A 17,951-nucleotide genomic window follows, 5' to 3' on the forward strand; every position below is an offset into this window, starting at 1 on the left:
GTGTTCCTCCGTGGGGGTCCGTGGGGGAGTTCAGGACGGGTTCATGGCGGGTTCATGACGGGGCGTCGGCCGCTGGGAGGCCACAGGGGCGGGGCCGCCGGCGAAGTCGGCGAGAGAGGCCGGGGGGAGGGGAGGCCAGTGGCACCTCTCTGGGAACGTTCACAGACTGAAATCAGCCGGGACGCGCTGTCAATGCCCGTTACGTTCTTGTTAACCCGCTGCTGCTCCGGGAGTCTCGCCACTGGTCTTCCGTGAAAGACGGCCGTAGATTACTGTGCACGTTCACAGAAATCGTTCGAGGGGGAGTCGTTGTCCGGATATCCCGCCCTGCCAGAGGGCATCGCGTACGGCGGGGACTACAACCCCGAGCAGTGGCCGGAGGAGGTCTGGCGCGAGGACGTCCGGCTGATGCGCGAGGCCGGGGTGAACCTGGTCAGTCTCGGGGTGTTCAACTGGAGCATGCTGGAGCCCGCCGAGGGGGTCTACGACTTCGACAGGCTGGACAGGATCGTCGAGCTGCTGCACTCCTGGGGCATCATGATCAATCTCGCGACGCCGACGTCGTCCCCGCCCACCTGGTTCAGGACGGCCCACCCCGGCGCCCGCCTGGTCGACCGCGAGGGCCACGTCATCGCCGGCGGCACCCGGCACAGCTTCTGCCCGAGTTCCCCCGAGTACGCCACCGCCTCCCAGCGGCTCGCCGAGCGGCTCGCCGAGCGCTACGCCGGGCATCCGGCGATCGCCATGTGGCACGTCCACAACGAGTACGGCTGGGCCAACGCCCGCTGCTACTGCGAGACCTCGGCCGAGGCGTTCCGTGACTGGCTGCGCGAGCGGCACGGGGACGTGGCGGCGCTCAACGCGGCCTGGGGAACCACGTTCTGGGGGCTGACCTACGGCTCGTTCGAGGAGGTGGAGCCACCGAGGCTCGCACTGCCCGGCCAGTTGACGGCCCTGCAACTCGACTACGCGCGCTTCTCCGTCGAGGCGCACATCGCCAACTTCCGCCGCGAACGCGACACCATCCGCCGCTTCGGCGACCAGCCGGTCACCACCAACTTCATGATCGCCAACTGTGTGGCGATGGACTACTGGCGATGGGCGGACGAGGTGGACGTCGTCTCCAACGACCACTACCTCGAAGCAGTGCGGGCCGAGAACCACATCGAGCTGGCCATGGCCGCCGACCTCACCCGCTCGGTGGCGGGCGGTCGGCCGTGGATGCTCATGGAGCACTCGACCGGCGCCGTCAACTGGCAGCCGCGCAACCTCGCCAAGCGGCCGGGGGAGATGCGGCGCAACAGCCTCGCCCACGTCGCCCGGGGATCGGACTCGGTGCTGTTCTTCCAGTGGCGCGCCTCCCGGCACGGCGCGGAGAAGTTCCACTCGGCGATGCTGCCGCACGCCGGGACGGACTCCGACCTCTGGCGCGACGTGGTCGCCCTCGGCGCCGGCCTGCGCGGGCTGGCCGGCCTGCGCGGCTCCCGCGTCGAGGCCGAGGTCGCGCTCGTGTGGGACTGGGAGTCGTTCTGGGCGCTGGAGCTGGAGTGGCGCCCCTCGGTCGACCTGCGCTTTCGCGAGCGGATGGAGGCCTACTACGAGGCGCTCTGGCGCGAGCACGTCACCGTCGACTTCGCCCGCCCCGGGGACGACCTCTCCGCGTACCGGATGGTCGTCGTCCCCAGCTCCTACCTGCTCACGGAGGCGGCGGGCAAGAACCTGCGCCGCTACGTGGAGGCGGGCGGGCACCTGGTCGTCTCCTACTTCTCCGGAATCGTCGACGAGAACGACGCCGTCCACCCCGGCGCCCCTCCCGGCGCGCTGCGCGACGTGCTCGGCCTGACGGTGGAGGAGTTCCACCCGCTGCCGGAGAACGGCACGGTGCCCGTCGGCGACGACGGCCTGACCGGCCGGATCTGGTCCGAGCGGGTCCGCCTCGCCGGGGCGCGCGCCGTGCACGCCTTCACCGGCGGGCCGGACGCGGGCCACCCCGCGGTGACCCGCCACGAGCTGGGCGCGGGCACCGCCTGGTACGTCGCCACCGCCCTCGACCCGTCCCCCGACCGCGCCCCCGGCGTTCCCGAAGGGTTCCGCGACCCCGACCGCGCCCCCGGCGCCGGCGTTCCCGAAGGTCGCCGTGACCCCGGTGACCCCGGTGACCTCGGCGGCCCGGCGGGCGACACGGGAACGGGCGCCGAGCGGGATCTGCGCGCTCTCCTTCGCGCGGTCCTCGACCTGGCGGGCGTGTCCCGCCCGCGCGGCCTGCCCGACACCCTGGAGCTCGTACGCCGGGGCCGCCACCTCTTCCTCATCAACCACGGCGAGGAGCCGGTCACCGTCCCGGAGGTGAGCGGGACCGGGATGCTCGACGGCGCCGCGTACACCGGGTCGGCGACCGTGCCCGCCGGCGGCGTCACGGTCGTCGAGCCGGCCGGAGACGCGTGATCGTCCCCGGGGTCGCGCCCGTCACCTGAGCGCGGCGCCCGGGGTCTCGGGGATCGTCCACATCACTCCTGACCAAGTGAGGACCCTTGAAGAAGATCCTGACGGCACTGCTGGTGTGTGCCGCCGCCGTCCTGGTGCCGTTACCGGCCCGAGCCGCCCCCACGGTCGCCAACGGCGGCTTCGAGACCGGAGGCGGCGTCGCCGCGCCGGTCTCGTGGAGCACCGCGGGCAACGCCTCCGCCGACTTCACCGAGGCCGGCGGTCGCACGGGCTCCTACCGCCTGTCGCACTGGTCCACCGCCGCGTACACCGTCGAGACCAACCAGACGCTGACCGGCCTGGCCTCGGGCGCCTACACGCTCCGCGTCTGGGTGAGGTCGGGGGCGATGAGCCAGAGCTGGATCGCGCTGCGGAACTGCGGCTCCGCCGAGAGGCGGACCCACGCGCCGGTCAGCTCCTCGGAGTGGATCCAGATCGTCGTCACCCAGAACGTGACGGGCGGCCAGTGCACGATCTCCCTCGGCTCCGCGGCGGCGGCGGGCGGCTGGGCCAACTTCGACGACGTCACCTTCGCGGCGGGGTCGGCGACGCTGGCGGTGAAGGGCGCCGACACCTCAAGCCTGCCCAAGTCCGAGGCGTACGGGGGCAGGTACCACGACGCCGGGGGCGCGCGGGGCGACGCCCTCGCGATCCTGGCGGCGGCCGGAGCCAACTACGTCCGGCTGAAGGTGTGGGTGAACCCGGCCGACGGCTACAACAACAAGGCGCGGGTGCTGGCGATGGCGCAGCGGGTCAAGGCGAGGGGAATGCGCCTGCTCGTCGACTTCCACTACTCGGACACCTGGGCCGACCCCGGCAAGCAGTACAAGCCGGCCGCGTGGAACGGATACACGTTCGCGCAGCTCAAGACGGCCGTCTACAACCACACCTACGACGTGCTGAACGCGCTGAAGGCGCAGGGCACCACCGCGGACATGGTCCAGGTCGGAAACGAGATCAACGACGGCATGCTCTGGGAGGACGGTCGCAGCTCCAACTTCGGCAACCTCGCCCAGCTGCTCAACTCGGGCTACAGCGCGGTCAAGGCCGTCTCGTCCTCGACCAGGGTGGTGCTGCACCTGGCCGAGGGCGGCGACAACGGGCTGTTTCGCTGGTGGTTCGACAGCGCCGCGGCGCACGGCGTGAACTACGACGTGATCGGCGTCTCCTACTACCCCTACTGGCACGGCACGCTCGGCGCCTTCCAGGCGAACATCAACGACATCGCGTCCCGGTACGGCAGGCCCGTCCTGCTCGCCGAGACCGCCTACCCCTTCACCACGGGCAACGACGACGGCCTCGCCAACATCATCACCGCGGCGACCCCGTACCCCGGATACCCGGCCTCGCCGGCGGGTCAGTCGGCGATGCTGCGCGACGTGATGAGCATCGTGCAGGCCGTGCCGGGCGGGCGCGGGCTCGGCGCGGTGTACTGGGAGCCCACCTGGACCGCGGTGACCGGGAACGGCTGGGACCCGGCCGACCCGTCCTCGGGCAACGGCTGGGAGAACCAGGCGTTGTTCGACTTCGCCGACAGGGCGCTGCCCGCCCTCGCCCAGTTCGCCCACCAGTGATCCTCGCGGCGGCACGCCGGGACATGCCGGGCGTGCCGCCGTGAGACGTCGTCGCGGGGCAGAGGCGCGGCCACGCCCCACGGCTCGAGCTTCCGTTTCGAGTCCGGCTCGGGTCAGGGTCGCGACTACTCTCCCGCGGCGCGATCCTCCGTCTTGAGTCCGGCTCGGGTCAGGATGTCCTCGTGGGCGGCGATCGCCTCGGCGCGGAGGCGGGGCAGGTCGACGCCGACCAGGACGCCGCCGCGCTTGCGGATCACACCGGCGACGAGCACCGTGTCGACGTCGGCCCGGTCTGCCGAGGAGACCACGGTGGCCGCCGGGTCCCGCAGGGGGAGGGTACGGATCGAGTCGGCTCGGACGAGGAGGACGTCGGCCGCCTTGCCCGGGGTGAGGGTGCCGGTTCGGTCGCCCAGGCCGCAGGCCCGGGCACCGTCGAGGGTGGCCAGCCGCAGGACGTCGCGGTGGGTGAGCGTCGGGGTGAAAGGATCCTCCGGGTTCTCGGGCAACGCCTCGGCGCGGCCGAGGGCGAGTGCCATCCGCAGCTGGGTGAACATGTCGCCGGGCGAGGTGGTGACGGTGTCGATGCTGAGCGTGGGGGCCACGCCGTGCGCGAGCATCGCGGTGATCCGCGGCAGGCCGTGGCCCATCACCAGTTCGACGTACGGCGCGATCGAGACCGTGCCCCCGGAGTCGGCGATCATCGCGATCTCGTCGTCGGTGCTGGTCGTGCAGTGGATGAACGTGGTGTTCTCGCCGAGCAGGCCGAGCCGGTGCAGGGTGCGGATCGGGTGGCCGGTCGCGCCGCCCGAGCGCATCGCGGTGTGCACCGAGACGCGGACGCCGAGTTCACGCGAGAGTTTCCAGTCGTGCACGGCGACCTCGTCGACGACGTTGCCGGGCTGGCGGAGTGCGAGCGCCATCGTGAGCAGGCCGTCGTCGGAGGGGAAGTGCTCGGCCCTGATCCGGCGGGCGTCGGCCGGGTGGTCGAGCTCGCTGCGGTACCACCACTGGCCGCCGGCCGGCATGCCGTGCGCGTACATCGCCCGGATGCCGGCCTGCCGAAGGCCTTCGATCGCTCCGTCCGCGTGGTCCGGGGTCTCGCTCGGCGACCAGTCGACCATGGTCGTGATGCCGGCGTCGAGCGCGTCGAGGGCACCGACGTAGTTGCCCAGCCGCATCAGCTCGGGGGTGTAGGCCGGGGCCACGCTGTTGAAGATGGTCCCCATGAACTCCCCGAGCGTGCAGCTCGGCAGCAGGCCGCGGACCAGCGACTGGTAGGTGTGGCGGTGGGTGTCGACGAAGCCGGGGAGCACGACGGTGCCGGTCGCGTCGAGGATCTCCGCGTCCGCGGCGGACAGGTCGGGACCGATCTCGGCGATCCGCCCGTCGACCACGAGGACGTCGCCGTCGACGTCGCCCAGCGCCGGGTCCATGGTCACCACGCGGCCACCGCGGATCAGCAGTCGGCTCATCGGCCCTCCTCCAGGACTGCGGCCAGTTCGCCGCTCGCGTACACGGGCCGGCCGCCGAGCAGGGTCAGCTCCGACTCCAACGTAAGGATCTTGTTCACGTCGACGGTGAAGTAGTCGTCGGAGAGCACCGCGAGGTCGGCGCGGAAGCCCGGTTCCAGCGCGCCGATCTCGTGCTCGGCGAAGCAGTTCCAGGCGCTGCCGCGCGTGTAGAGGCGCAGTGCCTCGTCGCGGTCGAGCAGGTTCTCGTCGGCGACGATCCGGTCGCCGCCGATGGTGCGGCCGGTCAGGTAGAAGTGCAGCGAGGTGAACGGGTCGTAGGAGGCGCCGCGCATCGCGTCGGTGCCGGCGCTGACCGGAACCCCGGCGTCCAGCAGGGCGCGCAGCGGTGGCGCGTCGCGGACCCGTTCGGCGCCGAAGGCGCCCACCACCTGGTCGCCGAGGAAACGCAGCAGGCTCTGGGTGAGGACGCCGAGTCCGAGTGCGCGGATGCGTCCCACCTGCGCCGGGTTGATCATCTCGCCGTGCACGATGCCCCAGCGCAGCGGCGCGAGCGGATGGCGGGTGTTCACCTCCTCGCAGGCCGCGATGACGGTCTCGATCACCTCGGGCCGGTGCGCGTGCATCTGCACCGGCCAGCCACCGGCCGCCAGGTCGGTGAAGACGCGGATCAGTTCGGCCCGGTCGGCGTCGGTGACGTCGACCCGGGTGTGCACCCGGTCGTGCAGGCCGTACAGCACGACCTCGCCGAAGCCGAGCAGCCGGAGCGTGTCGCTGCCGTGCCGGGGGCGACCGTAGCGCAGGTATCCGGCGATCTCCTCGGCCTCGCGCCCACGCGCCGACGCGTGCACGGTCAGGAACGTCCGCACGGTCAGGTCGCCGCGCCGGTCCACCTCGTACACGGCCTCGTAGACGTCCGGACCGGTGTTCACGCCGCCGCCGTCGATCAGCGCGGTCACCGCGAAGCGGTTGAGGTCGCGGGAGAGCCGGGCGGTCGAGGCGATCTGGGCTTCCAGTGTCTCCTTGGGCAGCCGGGCGTAGAGCCATTTGCAGCCCTCCATGCCCAGCACCCGGCCGGTCGGCCGGCCGTGGCCGTCCCACTCGAACAGGTGCGCTCCGGCCGCGCGGGCGGTCTCGGCGGTGAGACCGGTGGCGCGCATTCCCGCGGTGTTGACCTGGGCCCAGTCGTACATCATCTGCACGAAGACGGGGCGATCCGGCGCGACCTCGTCCAGTTCGGCGAGATCCGGTCCGCGTCCCTCCGGGAACTGGCGTTCGTGCCAGCCGCCGATCACCAGCACCCACTCGCCCGGCGTCCGGGTACCGGCCGTCTCGGCGATGGTCCGCAGACCGGCGGCGAGGCTGGGGCAGCGTTCCCAGCGCAGCTCCGAGTTCCAGGTGAGCCCGGCCCGCACGAAGTGGATGTGGTTGTCGACCAGGCCGGGGATCACGCAGCGGCCTCCCAGGTCCACGACCCGGGTGCCGGAGTCGGCGTACCGGCGGATCTCGTCGGTGCTCCCGGCCGCGAGTACCCGCCCGGCGCGTACGGCGAGGCCACTCACCCGCCGCCCGCCCGCGCCGGTGGTGATGTCGCCGTCGACCAGGATGAGATCGGCCGTCATCGGGCGATCCTCGGCTCGCCCAGCAGCGGGCTGGTCAGCAGGTACATGCCGGAGTTCGTGAAGGCCCAGACCAGGCGGCGGTCCCACTCCACGAAGATGCTCTCGGTCGGCACGAGATAGGAGCGCGGGTCGCCCAGCTCGTCGGTCATCTTCGGCACGAAGTACCCGGCCAGGGCCGGTCGGCGGACGTCGGTGAGGTCGAACATCTGAACACCCGCGTTGCCGAAGGAGTACAGCGTGAGGTTGGGGTCGGCCGTCCCGGGGTGGGCGTTGGAGCCGAAGCGTTTGGGACCGAACTTGCCCCGCCGGAACACGAAGTCCTGGTAGGGCGCTCCGGCCGGCGGAACCGGCCGGGGGAACGTCGCCACGATGTGCGGATTCGCCGGGTCCTTGACGTCGATCACATAGATGTCCTTGTACGGCTCGTAGCCGTCCTCGTTCATCGGGCCGCCGTTGACGAACACGACGCCGTGGTCGGCCACCCGGCTGGTGTCCACCACGTCGCCTTCGATGCCGGCCCAGCTGTGCGGCAGGTCGAGATGGCCGGCGACCAGTGGGCGGCGCGGGTCCGCGAGGTCGAGCACGTACAGCCCGAGGCCGCCCATGACCGCGTAGCCGTACCGGCCGCCCTGCTCCAGGGGCACCGGCACCGACATGGGCACCCGCGCGCCGATCCACGAGGTCCGGTTGCCGTGTCTGCTCCACGACTCGTAGGCGTCGGTCTCGCCCGCCCGCTGGCCGGGCACCCACCAGGTGGACAGGAGCTTCGGGTGCGCCGGATCCTCCATGTCGTACACGAGCTGCGCGGGCGTGTACGGGTAGGTGGCGAACTCCTGGTTGACGAACGTGTCGTCGGGGGCGGCGGCGATGAACATGTAACGGCCGCCGTCGTAGGCGGGCGTGTCCACCCCGCCGGAACCCTGGTGGATCCCGGTGGCCGGGTCGACCGGGCCGGTCGGTACCTCGGCGAGCAGCTTCCAGTCGGTCGGGCCGGTCAGCTCGTAGACCCGGAAGCCGCGGAATCCGGGCGCCGCCATCAGCCGGGGCAGCACGGCGGGGTCGGCGTACTTGTCGGAGTCGGGCCCGTAGGTGCGCGGCACCTCGAAGCACTGCACCAGAATCCAGGCGTCCCGCTGCTTGTTGTAGGCGATGGCCGCCGCCCCGAACTCGCCCTCCTCGGGGCCGTACCGCTTTTCGAGCACCAGTTCACGGGCCGTCGGGTCGGTGATGTCGTAGACGTTGAGAGCCTGTCGGTAGTAGTGGAACATGTAGCGTCGGCCGCCCATGTCGACGACGTTCTGCCAGGTGTGGGTCAGCCTGACGACCGTGGGCCAGCGGGCCTCGACGGTCATGTTGGAGGTGTACTCGCGGTCCTCCAGGTAGTCCAGGCTCTGCGGCAGGGGCCGCGGTCCGCTCACGTACGGTGTGCTCCGCGGATGGACGAAGAGCCGGCGCTCTTCGTCCCACCCATAGTCCTTCGTGGTCAACGTTCATCCCCTCTACTGTGGACCGGCCACGCTCATCAGCGCGCGGACGCGTTCGCGGTCGCCGTGGAAGCCGGCGGGGTCGGTGTGCCAGGCGATCTCGCCCTTGACCATCACCGCGACGTGGTCGGCGAGTTCGAGTGCCAGTCGCACGTTCTGTTCGACGAGCAGGACGGTGATGCCGTCCTCGCGCAACGTGCGGACGACGTCGGCGACCTGCCGCACCACCATCGGGGAGAGCCCGTCCGACGGCTCGTCGAGCAACAGCAGGCGCGGGTTGGTCAGCAGCGCCCGGCCGATCGCGAGCATCTGCTGCTCGCCGCCGGAGAGCTGGTCGCCGCGGTTGCCCCGCCGTTCCCGCAGCCGCGGCAGCAGTTCGTAGAGCCGATCCAGCGTCCAGGGGCCCGGCCGGTTGCGGCGTACGGCGATGCGCAGGTTCTCCTCGACCGTCAGCGGGCTGAACACCCGCCGTCCCTGGGGCACCAGCGCGATGCCGGTCGAGGCGATCCTGTCGGTCCGCTCGCGGGTCAGCTCCCGCCCGGCGAACACGACACTGCCCGAGTACGCCCGTACGAGCCCGATCACCGACATGACCAGGGTCGACTTGCCGACCCCGTTCCTGCCGAGCACCGCGAGCACGGTGCCTTCGTCGATGGTCACGTCGACGCCCTGCAGTACCACGCTCCCGTCGTATCCGGCGCGCAGACCGCGCACTTCCAGCAGCGGGCTCACGGGATCTCCTTCAGGTCGTCGTCGGTCGCCGACCAGGACAGATACGCCTCCTGGACGGCAGGGTCGGCCGACACCTCGGCCGGTGTGCCGGTGGCCAGGAGCTTGCCGTGGTGCAGTACGGAGATGTCGGTCGCCAGGCTGAACACGACGTCGAGGTCGTGCTCGACCACGATCACCGTCAGGTCGTCGGGAAGTGTCTTGACCAGCTGGACGAAGGCGTCCGACTCGGTCGCCGACATGCCGGCCGTGGGCTCGTCGAGCAGCAGCAGGCGGGGCTTGGAGGCGAGCGCCAGGGCCAGTTCCAGCTGACGGCGCTCGCCGTGGGACAACGATGACACGAGGTCGTCGCTCCGCTCGGCCAGGCCCACCGCGGTGAGGCATTCCCGGGTGGCGGCGGCCCGGTCCGCGTATCGGGCGGAGCCGCGCCACCACACGGTGCCGATGCCCTGTGCCCGCTGGGCGGCGAGCGCGACGTTCTCGGCGACTGTGAGCGACATGAAGACGCTGGAGTGCTGATAGGTCTGGGCGATCCCCATCCGGACCCGGCGTGGCTGGGAGTGGCGGGTGATGTCGTCGTCGAAGTAGCGGATCCGGCCGTCGGTCGGACGGACCTCGCCGGAGAGCAGCTTGAACATCGTGGACTTCCCGGCACCGTTGGGTCCGATCAGTGCGTGCCGGGCCCCGGCGCGGACCGTCAGCGTCACGCCGTCGACCGCGCGCAGCGCGCCGTACGCCCGGGTCAGGCCATCCAGCCGTAGTGCGGCGGTCATACCCGCTCCTTCCTTGGCGGCTCGGCGGTCACGGCCGCGGGCGGGCGACGGCGCAGCGGGTTGCGGATCCCGGCGAAGCCGTCCGGCAGCGTGTAGACCACCACCACGAGCACCACGCCGAGTACGAGGGGGCCGAGGCCCTGCATGGAGATCGGCAGCATGTTCTGCGCGACGATGATCAATGCGGAGCCGGCCACCGCCCCCCAGAGGCTCTGCGACCCGCCGACGATCAGCGCGAGCAGTGCCAGCGCCGAGGTGTGGAAGCTCATGTCGGACGGGGAGATGAACAACGTCTGGGTCACCCACAGCGACCCGGCCACGCCGGCGAACGCGCCGCTGACGGTGAACGCGGCGTACTTGTAGAGGGCGGTGCTGTAGCCGAGCGCGCGCATCCGCGGTTCGTTGTCGCGCACGCCGCGTAGCGCCCGGCCGAACGGCGAGCGGATCAGCAGCGCGATGAGGGCCGCCATGAGAAGCACGGCTCCGGCGATGTACCAGTAGACGACGGCGATGTGCCGCAGCGTGACGCCGGGCAGCAGTGTCAGCGCCGGGATGTTCGCGAGGCCGTCGGAGCCGCCGGTGAGGCTGACCCGCGCGATGGCCACCAGGGCGAGCAACTCGCCGATGGCCAGCGTCAGCATCAGCACGTACGTGCCCCTTACCCGGACGAGCAGCCAGCCGGTGGCGGCGGCGACCAGCGCCCCTGCCGCCGCCGAGATCACCAGCAGCGCGGGCGCGCTGGTGGTGAGGTGGCCGGCCAGCAGGGCGGTCACGTAGCCGCCGACGCCGAAGAAGCCGGCCTGCCCGATGGTCGGCACTCCGGCGATGCCCATGAGCAGGACGATGCTCATCACCATGAGGGAGAAGGCCAGGATCTGGGTGAGGGTGGAGACCGCGTAGGGGCCGAGCAGGAACGGTGGCGCGGCGGCGGCCAGCACGAGCAGTGGCGGGACGAGCAGCGGCGGGACGAGCGCGCCCGTGGCCGGACGTTCGAGGATGTTCATGTGGTCGCCTCCGCTCGGCCAAGGAGGCCGTGCGGCCGCACGACCAGGACCAGCGCCATCGCGCCGAATATGAGAAACGGGGCGACCTCGGGCGCGAGGGCCGTGCCGAGGGTCTGCACCTGACCGATCAGCAGGCCGCCGATGAGCGCGCCGCGGGCCGATCCCATGCCGCCGATGACCACCACGACCAAGGCGATCAACAGGACGTGGCCGTCGAGCCCGGGCGCGGCGCCGAGCATCGGGCCGCCGAGGACACCGGCCACCACGGCGAGTGCGGAGCCGACGGCCAGCACGCCGTAAAGGATCTTCCGGGTGTCGATGCCGAGCGTGCTGACGATGTCGGCGTCGGCGACGATTGCCCGCACGACGGCACCCATCATCGTGCGCTCCAGGATCACCTCGGCCAGCAGGGCGATGAGCAGCCCGAAGCCGATCAGCACCAGCCGGTAGACGGGGTAGGGGTTGCCGAGGATCGTGACGCTGCCGTCCAGGCCGGCGGGTGCCGGCACCGAGCGCACATCCGCGCCGAAGATCCACAGCAGCAGGCTGGACCCGGCCAGCGAGATGCCGAGGGTGAGCAGTGCCTCCGCCATGTGGCCGCGGCGGGTCAGCAGCCGGGTCATCGTGGTGAGCCCGACCCCGGCCAGTGCGCCGACGACCAGCGCGATGCTGAGCGCCAGCACCCACGACAGCCACGCGCCGCTCGGTGCCACGACCACGGCGGCGACATAGGCGCCGGCGAGGAAAAGCGTGCCGTGCGCCAGGTTCAACAGGCTGAGCATGCCGAACACGAGCGACAGACCGACGGCCAGCGTGTAGAGCAGTAGACCGTACGCCAGTCCGTTGATCACCGTGATGAGGTTGGCGTCGAACCATTGCGTTACTACGGACACGTTCCTCCCTCCAATGGATGCCTCATCGATGCCTGTGGCGGGCGGCGTGTCCTGCCGGGACGCGCCGCCCGCGGGCTTTTCAGGACTTCTTGCCGTCGCTGGAGTAGACGCCCAGGACCTCGAGCACCTGGTCGCTCATGACGCCGTCGGTCTCGGTGGCCCGCCGCAGGTAGATGGTCTGGCTGGGTGCCTGGAAGGTGTCGAAGCGCCAGGTTCCGCGCGGCGTTTCGACATCGCCCACCTTGCCCAGCGCCGCGTTGACGGCGTCTCCGGTGATCGCGCCGTCGCCGATCGACGCGATCGCCTTGTCCAGCACCGCGGCCGAGGCGTACTGGGCCTCGGAGTAGACGGACGGCTGCGCGTCGAACTTGGCCACGTACGCATCGACGAACTCCTTGTTGACCGGGGTGTCGATGCTCGGGCTGTAGATCGAGTTCGTCAGCACGCCGGCGGCGGCCGAGCCCTGCGCGGCGAGGTTGCCCTCGGTCAGCGCCTGGTTACCGTAGAGCGTCGCCTGGTCCTTGAGACCGAACTGGCCGTACTGGGTCACGAACTTGGCGGCCTCGGCGCCGGCGTAGAACGCGTACACCGTGCCGGCCTTGCTCTTCTTGATCTCCGACAGGTACGGCTGGTAGTCCTGGGTGGTGCCGAACGGGGTGAACGTGGTGCCGACGACCTTGACACCGCCGGCCTCCAGGCCGGCCTTGACGTCGTCGATGATGTCGCGGCCCTGCTTGTAGTCCGCGCCGATCAGGTAGGCCGGCTTGTCCTTCGCCTGGGCCACGAGGTGGTCCACGATGGATGTGTTCATCATCGGATTGGTCCAGCCGACCCGCCACCAGAACGGGTTGTCGGCGACCTGGCCGGTGGAGACGACCGGGATCTTCGCGTCGGAGAAGACCGTGGCCACGCCGACGGCCGTGGCGCTGTTGACGATGCCGGTGACGACGGCCACCTGCTCCTGCTGCACGAGCCGCCGGGCGGCGGCCGTGCCGGTCTGCGGCGTGCTGCCCTCGTCGACCGTGACCAGGTCGACCTTGCGGCCACCCAGTTCGCCGTTGTTCTTGTCGAGGTAGATCTGCATCGCTCGGTCGAGGTCGTTGCCGATCGAGGCGTAGATGCCGGACTTCGGCACCATGAACCCGATCTTGATCGAGTCGCTCGTGCCGGTTGATTCGGCACTCTCGCCGCCCGCGACGGTGCTGCCGCCGCAACCGGTCAGGGCGAGTGCGAACGCGAGCGCGGCGATCCCCGATACGGCCCCTTTGCGTGTCATGTCGTTAGCTCCCTGTGCTGTGGCACGGCCGGTTCCCTCCTACGGTCGGAGCCGGTGGCCACGCCCGTAACGATGCCTGACTTTGGTGCCTATTTATCTTCGGATAAATACCGGTTTGGGTAATTATGTCGCTTCGAAGTGCCCTAGTGGCCATGTGGCTTAGCCAATTTAAACGGATGATCCGCCCATGGTGTCAAGGTCGCCAACGGCTCGTTACCAAGCCGTAGCTACCGGTCGGCGGTCACGTATTCAGGTTCGAATAACGCCTCGACGCCGGCCAGGGCGCCACCCGCCGCGGGCGCCGCGCCGACCGCCGCGAGCAGGTCCTCGACCGTTCCCACCGGCGATTTCGGCGACGACCTCGGTCGTCGCCGGGCCGGTCACCGGGACGTGATCGGCCCGGCGACGGCCCGACCCGCTCGCCCGCGACGAACATTCCGGTAGACACGTCCACCGGAATCACGCCGCTCATACAGCGCTCATGTGGAGTCGTGTCGCAGACCGGCGTTGGCCGCCTGCACGTCGTACATGGACAGGAAGTCGTCGTCGCGGTGGCCCTGCCCGATCGCGGCCTGGATGATCTGGTGCACCAGGCTCGCCACCGGCATCGGCACCTCGTGGGTCCGGGCGGCGCCGAGGCCGAGATCGAAGTCCTTGCGCAGCAGCGCGGTCGTGAAGGTCGGACGCCAGTCCCGTTCCAGCAGGTCGGGGGTGCGGTGACGGACCCACTCGGAGCCGAGCACGGTGCCGCCGAGGAACTCCAGGAACGCGGCCCTGTCCACACCGCCCTTCTCGGCCAGCGTCACCACCTCGATCAGGGACTCGACCATCATCCCCAGGTAGAGGTTGTGGCAGACCTTGACCAGCCGGCTCACCTCTCCCGGACCGGCGTAGACCGCGCTCTGGCCGATCGTCTCCAGCAACGGCCGGACCAGGTCGAAGCTCTCCCGGTCGCCCGACGCCACCAGGCGCGCGTCCCCGGCGGCGACCACATGCGGGTTTCCGCTCACCGGGGAGGCCACGAAACGCACGCCGCGCGCGGCCGACTCGGCGCGCGCCTCGGCCGACGCCTCCGCGGAGACGGTCGAGCAGTCGACCACCGTGCCCGGCAGGGCTGTTCCCTCGTAGAGGCGGCGCAACACCTCGCGCAGGTCGTCCGAGGTCGAGACCATGATGAACACGACGTCACAGCCGCCCAGGTCGGACACCTCGTCGGCGACCGTCGCGCCGCGCGGCACCAGCGCCTCCGCCTTGGCCCGCGTACGGTTCCAGACCCGCACCGGGAGGCGGGCGTCCAGCAGGCGGCCGGCCATCGCCGCGCCCATCCGTCCGGCGCCGATCCAGCCGATCTCTGTCATCTTCTCTTCTCCGCTCACAGTAGGTCGGCGCCCCGCGTATACCGGATGCCCGTCACGTACAGCTGGTCGGCCGGGAATCGGGTGAGCAACTGGCAGCCGTCCGCGGTCACCACGACCTCCTCCTCGATGCGCGCGGCGGCGCTGCCGTCCGGCGTCGGCCAGTAGGTCTCGATCGCGAAGACCATGCCCTCCTGCAACGTCACCGGATGCTCGAAGGAGTGGTATCGGCTCATCAGCGGCCGCTCCCAGTTGGACAGGCCGAGCCCGTGGCAGTACTGCAGACCGAACGCCTCCTCCTCGTTGGCGTACCCGAACTCCTGAGCGGCCGGGAAGTGCCGGACCACGTCGGCCGAGGTCGCGCCGGGACGGATCTCGGCGATCGCGTTGTCCATGAACTCCCGGGCCCGCCGGTACGCCTCCACCTGGGCCAGGCCGGCCCCTCCGACGTTGAACGTCCGGTAGTAGCAGGTCCGGTAGCCGTTGAAGGAGTGGATGATGTCGAAGTACGCGGTGTCGCCGGGCCGGATCAGGCGGTCGGAGAACACGTGCGGATGCGGGCTGCAGCGGCCGCCGGAGATGGAGTTGACCGCCTCGACCTCTTCCGAGCCGTGCTCGTAGAGATAACGGTTGACCAGCGCCACGCAGTCGTTCTCGCGGATGCCCGGCCGCAGGGTGCGGAACAGCTCCTCGTAGGCCCCGTCCACCAGGCCGGCCGAATGGTCCAGCAGGGCGATCTCGTCGGGGGTTTTGACCGCGCGGACGTCCTGCATGAACGAGTGTCCGTCGACGACGGTGAGACCGGCGCCCTCCAGGGCGCGCAGCACCGGCAACTCGACCACGTCGACACCGATCGGCTCACCTGCCAGGCCGTGGTCGCGGAGCAGCTGGGCGATCCTGGCCGCGTTGCCCCGCTCGACACCCACCTCCTCGGGAATCGAGCCACGCCAGCTGGACAGGCCCGCCTGCCAGCTCTCCTTGCCGAACCAGGGCGCGAACCGCTGGTGCGTGCGTGCGGCCGAACCGATGTCCCACAGGATCGGCTCCTGGTCCCGCATCACGAGCGCGCACCGGAAAAGCTTGTCGCGCGCCCAGTTCCCGATGTGGGTGCCGGTCGTGTAGCGGATGTTGTTCATGTCGAACAGAACAAGCGCGCCCAGGTCGGAGTGGGCGAACGCGTTCTGCACCTTGGCGAAGCGCTCCCTGCGGAGCCGGTCGAAGTTGACTCGTTCCTCCCAGTCGACACCCATGGTCGCGCCGAGTGAGGCGATCGAGCCGGTCTCAGCCGGTGGAGCATAGAAATTGGTCACAGGGCCTCCCGTATCAGACTGGTGAGTACTCGCCGACGGCGGCGGGACTTGTCGGGGCGACCGGCGCGGGGCCGCCTGGCTTGAGCACACCCCACACCGCGTCGACGATCGACTGGGTGGTGAGGTCGTAGGTCTGGAAAAGGTGATGGGCGGTCAGCGCGCCCTCGGCGAAGGTGTCCCGCAGGCCGACCCGGCGCAGCCTGGCGCCCGACCCGGCCTCGGCCAGGGCCTCGGCGACCGCCGACCCCAGGCCGCCGACGATCGTGTGGTTCTCCGCGGTCACGACCGCGCGCACCCCGGCCGCGGCGTCCACCACCGTGGCGGCGTCCAGCGGCTTGACCACGGGGGCGTGCACGAGGCCGCAGTCGATCCCGGTGGCGGCGAGTATGTCGGTGGCGACAATGGCGGAGGGAAGCATCATGCCGTTGGCGACGATCACCGCGTCGCCACCCGTCCGCAGCCGCTGGGCGCGGTGCATCGAGAACTCGTACCCCTCCTCGAAGATCACCGGGATCTCACCGCGCTTGAGGCGCAGGTAGACCGGGCCCGGATGGTCGAGGATCGCGGGCACGACCTGTTGGATCTCCGTGGCGTCGGCGGCGTCGATCACCGTCAGATTGGGCAGCGCACGCATCAGCGCCACGTCCTCGATGGCCTGGTGGCTCGGGCCACCGGGGCTGGAGATGCCCGGCATGAAGCCGACGATGCGCACCGGCAGGTTCGGGTACGCGACGGCGTTGACGATCTGGTCGAACGGGCGCCGGGTGGCGAAGACGCCGAAGGTGTGCACGAACGGCACGTGACCGGCCCGGGCCAGCGCCCCGGCGATGCCGATCATGTTGGCCTCGGCCATGCCGACGTTGACGAAACGTTCCGGCAGCTCGTCGCGGAACAGGTCTATCTCGCACTGACGGGTCAGGTCTCCGGACAGGCAGACGATCCGCTCGTCGACGCGGGCCAGATCCAGCAGTGTCCTGCCGTACGGTTTCAGGACTGTGGGGTACGGCGGTCTACGCAAGGCGGGCCTCCAGTTCGGCGACGGCCTGCTCGGCCAACTTCGGGGGGAGCTTGACGAAGTGTCCGTCGATGGTGCTGGGCAGACAGTCCAGGCCGGTGGTCGTGGCGGTCCTGGCGGTGACGACCGCGGGGCGGTCGGACCGGACGGCCTTATCGAGCGCGGACTCCAGCGCCTGGATGTCGTGGCCGTCCACGTCCTGGGCGTGCCACCCGAACGCGCGCCACTTGTCGGCGACGGGCTCGATCGTGGTGATCTCCGCGACCGGGCCGTCCACCTGGGAGTTGTTCGCGTCGACGAGCGCGATGATGCCGCCGAGCCCGTGGTGGGCGGCGAACATCGCCGCCTCCCAGACCTGGCCCTCCTCCAACTCGCCGTCGCTGACGAGCACCACGGTCCTGGCGTCGGTGCGGCCCAGCAGCCGGTCGGAGAGCGCGAAGCCGACCGCGGCGGACAGGCCCTGACCCAGCGATCCGCAGGTGAGGTCGATCGAGGGGGAGCGTTCCGTGCCGATCGCCTCCAAACGCGAGCCGTCGTGACCGTAGGTCGCGAGCGCGGCCGGATCGAGCAGGCCGCACTCGGCCGCCGCCGCGAACGCTCCGATCACATAGTGGCCCGGTGAGATCACGATGCGGTCCACCTCGGGTCGGTACACCCTGCCGTAGACGGTCGCCAGGATCTCGGCCGACGACAGCGCCTGTCCCAGATAGCCAAGCCCATGCGTCGCCACCATCCGCACGGCGTGAAGCCGGATGCGGTCGGCCAACGCGGCGAGTGACTCGGTTTTTTGGTCCATGTCTGCTCTCTAGTGGTAAAGTGGCTATGCCGCTTTAGTACAACCACAGAGCTTATGCCGTGTCAAGCCCTCTTCCTGGCGGTTCCGTGGCGGGCGTACGCTCTCTCTCGTCTTGGTCAAACTGGAGGAATCCATGGCGCTGGCGGACCACGAAAACGGTTCACGCC

Annotated in this window: 14 protein-coding genes; 2 read left to right on the forward strand and 12 right to left on the reverse strand. The window is 70.4% G+C overall.

What is annotated here, in order from left to right; all coding sequences use genetic code 11:
• Positions 1-309: 309 nt before the first annotated feature.
• Positions 310-2,445 (forward strand): beta-galactosidase, encoded by a 2,136-nt coding sequence (locus tag ABT352_RS18405; protein WP_350946036.1) that lies wholly within the window; start codon positions 310-312, stop codon positions 2,443-2,445.
• A gap of 86 nt (positions 2,446-2,531) precedes the next feature.
• Complete coding sequence (locus tag ABT352_RS18410) at positions 2,532-4,058, forward strand: glycoside hydrolase family 53 protein (protein WP_350946037.1); 1,527 nt, start codon at positions 2,532-2,534, stop codon at positions 4,056-4,058.
• A 125-nt stretch (positions 4,059-4,183) separates the two neighbouring features.
• On the opposite strand, the gene ABT352_RS18415 is transcribed toward ABT352_RS18410, so the two are convergent.
• The 12 genes from ABT352_RS18415 to ABT352_RS18470 all read right to left on the reverse strand — a co-directional run bounded on the left by ABT352_RS18415 (position 4,184) and on the right by ABT352_RS18470 (position 17,784).
• Positions 4,184-5,530: an amidohydrolase family protein gene (locus tag ABT352_RS18415; protein WP_350946038.1), complete on the reverse strand. Its 1,347-nt coding sequence runs from the start codon at positions 5,528-5,530 to the stop codon at positions 4,184-4,186.
• Positions 5,527-7,149 carry an amidohydrolase gene (locus ABT352_RS18420; RefSeq protein WP_350946039.1) on the reverse strand — a complete coding sequence of 541 codons (1,623 nt, stop codon included), beginning with the start codon at positions 7,147-7,149 and terminating at the stop codon, positions 5,527-5,529. Before ABT352_RS18420 ends, ABT352_RS18415 begins: the two co-directional genes overlap by 4 nt.
• The gene (locus ABT352_RS18425; protein ID WP_350946040.1) at positions 7,146-8,567 is read right to left on the reverse strand and encodes an LVIVD repeat-containing protein; all 1,422 of its coding nucleotides are present in this window, start codon (positions 8,565-8,567) and stop codon (positions 7,146-7,148) included. Before ABT352_RS18425 ends, ABT352_RS18420 begins: the two co-directional genes overlap by 4 nt.
• A gap of 81 nt (positions 8,568-8,648) precedes the next feature.
• Positions 8,649-9,365 carry an ABC transporter ATP-binding protein gene (locus ABT352_RS18430; RefSeq protein ID WP_350946041.1) on the reverse strand — a complete coding sequence of 239 codons (717 nt, stop codon included), beginning with the start codon at positions 9,363-9,365 and terminating at the stop codon, positions 8,649-8,651.
• Positions 9,362-10,135, reverse strand: a complete 774-nt coding sequence (locus ABT352_RS18435; protein WP_350946042.1) for an ABC transporter ATP-binding protein — start codon at positions 10,133-10,135, stop codon at positions 9,362-9,364. Before ABT352_RS18435 ends, ABT352_RS18430 begins: the two co-directional genes overlap by 4 nt.
• Complete coding sequence (locus tag ABT352_RS18440) at positions 10,132-11,139, reverse strand: branched-chain amino acid ABC transporter permease (RefSeq protein ID WP_350946043.1); 1,008 nt, start codon at positions 11,137-11,139, stop codon at positions 10,132-10,134. Before ABT352_RS18440 ends, ABT352_RS18435 begins: the two co-directional genes overlap by 4 nt.
• Positions 11,136-12,032, reverse strand: coding sequence for a branched-chain amino acid ABC transporter permease (locus ABT352_RS18445; RefSeq protein WP_350946044.1), 897 nt, complete (start codon positions 12,030-12,032; stop codon positions 11,136-11,138). Before ABT352_RS18445 ends, ABT352_RS18440 begins: the two co-directional genes overlap by 4 nt.
• 79 nt (positions 12,033-12,111) lie before the next feature.
• Positions 12,112-13,308 carry an ABC transporter substrate-binding protein gene (locus tag ABT352_RS18450; protein ID WP_350946045.1) on the reverse strand — a complete coding sequence of 399 codons (1,197 nt, stop codon included), beginning with the start codon at positions 13,306-13,308 and terminating at the stop codon, positions 12,112-12,114.
• 479 nt (positions 13,309-13,787) lie between these two features.
• Positions 13,788-14,666 carry an NAD(P)-dependent oxidoreductase gene (locus ABT352_RS18455; RefSeq protein WP_350946046.1) on the reverse strand — a complete coding sequence of 293 codons (879 nt, stop codon included), beginning with the start codon at positions 14,664-14,666 and terminating at the stop codon, positions 13,788-13,790.
• A 14-nt stretch (positions 14,667-14,680) separates the two neighbouring features.
• Complete coding sequence (locus ABT352_RS18460; protein WP_350946047.1) at positions 14,681-15,973, reverse strand: M24 family metallopeptidase; 1,293 nt, start codon at positions 15,971-15,973, stop codon at positions 14,681-14,683.
• A gap of 13 nt (positions 15,974-15,986) precedes the next feature.
• A complete protein-coding gene (locus ABT352_RS18465; RefSeq protein WP_350946048.1) occupies positions 15,987-16,991 on the reverse strand; it encodes a transketolase family protein in 1,005 nt (334 codons plus the stop codon).
• Entirely contained in the window at positions 16,984-17,784 is an 801-nt protein-coding gene (locus tag ABT352_RS18470; protein WP_350946049.1) for a transketolase, read from the reverse strand. Before ABT352_RS18470 ends, ABT352_RS18465 begins: the two co-directional genes overlap by 8 nt.
• Positions 17,785-17,951 lie beyond the last annotated feature (167 nt).

Source organism: Streptosporangium sp. NPDC000563 (assembly GCF_040299985.1).
Lineage (GTDB): Bacteria > Actinomycetota > Actinomycetes > Streptosporangiales > Streptosporangiaceae > Streptosporangium.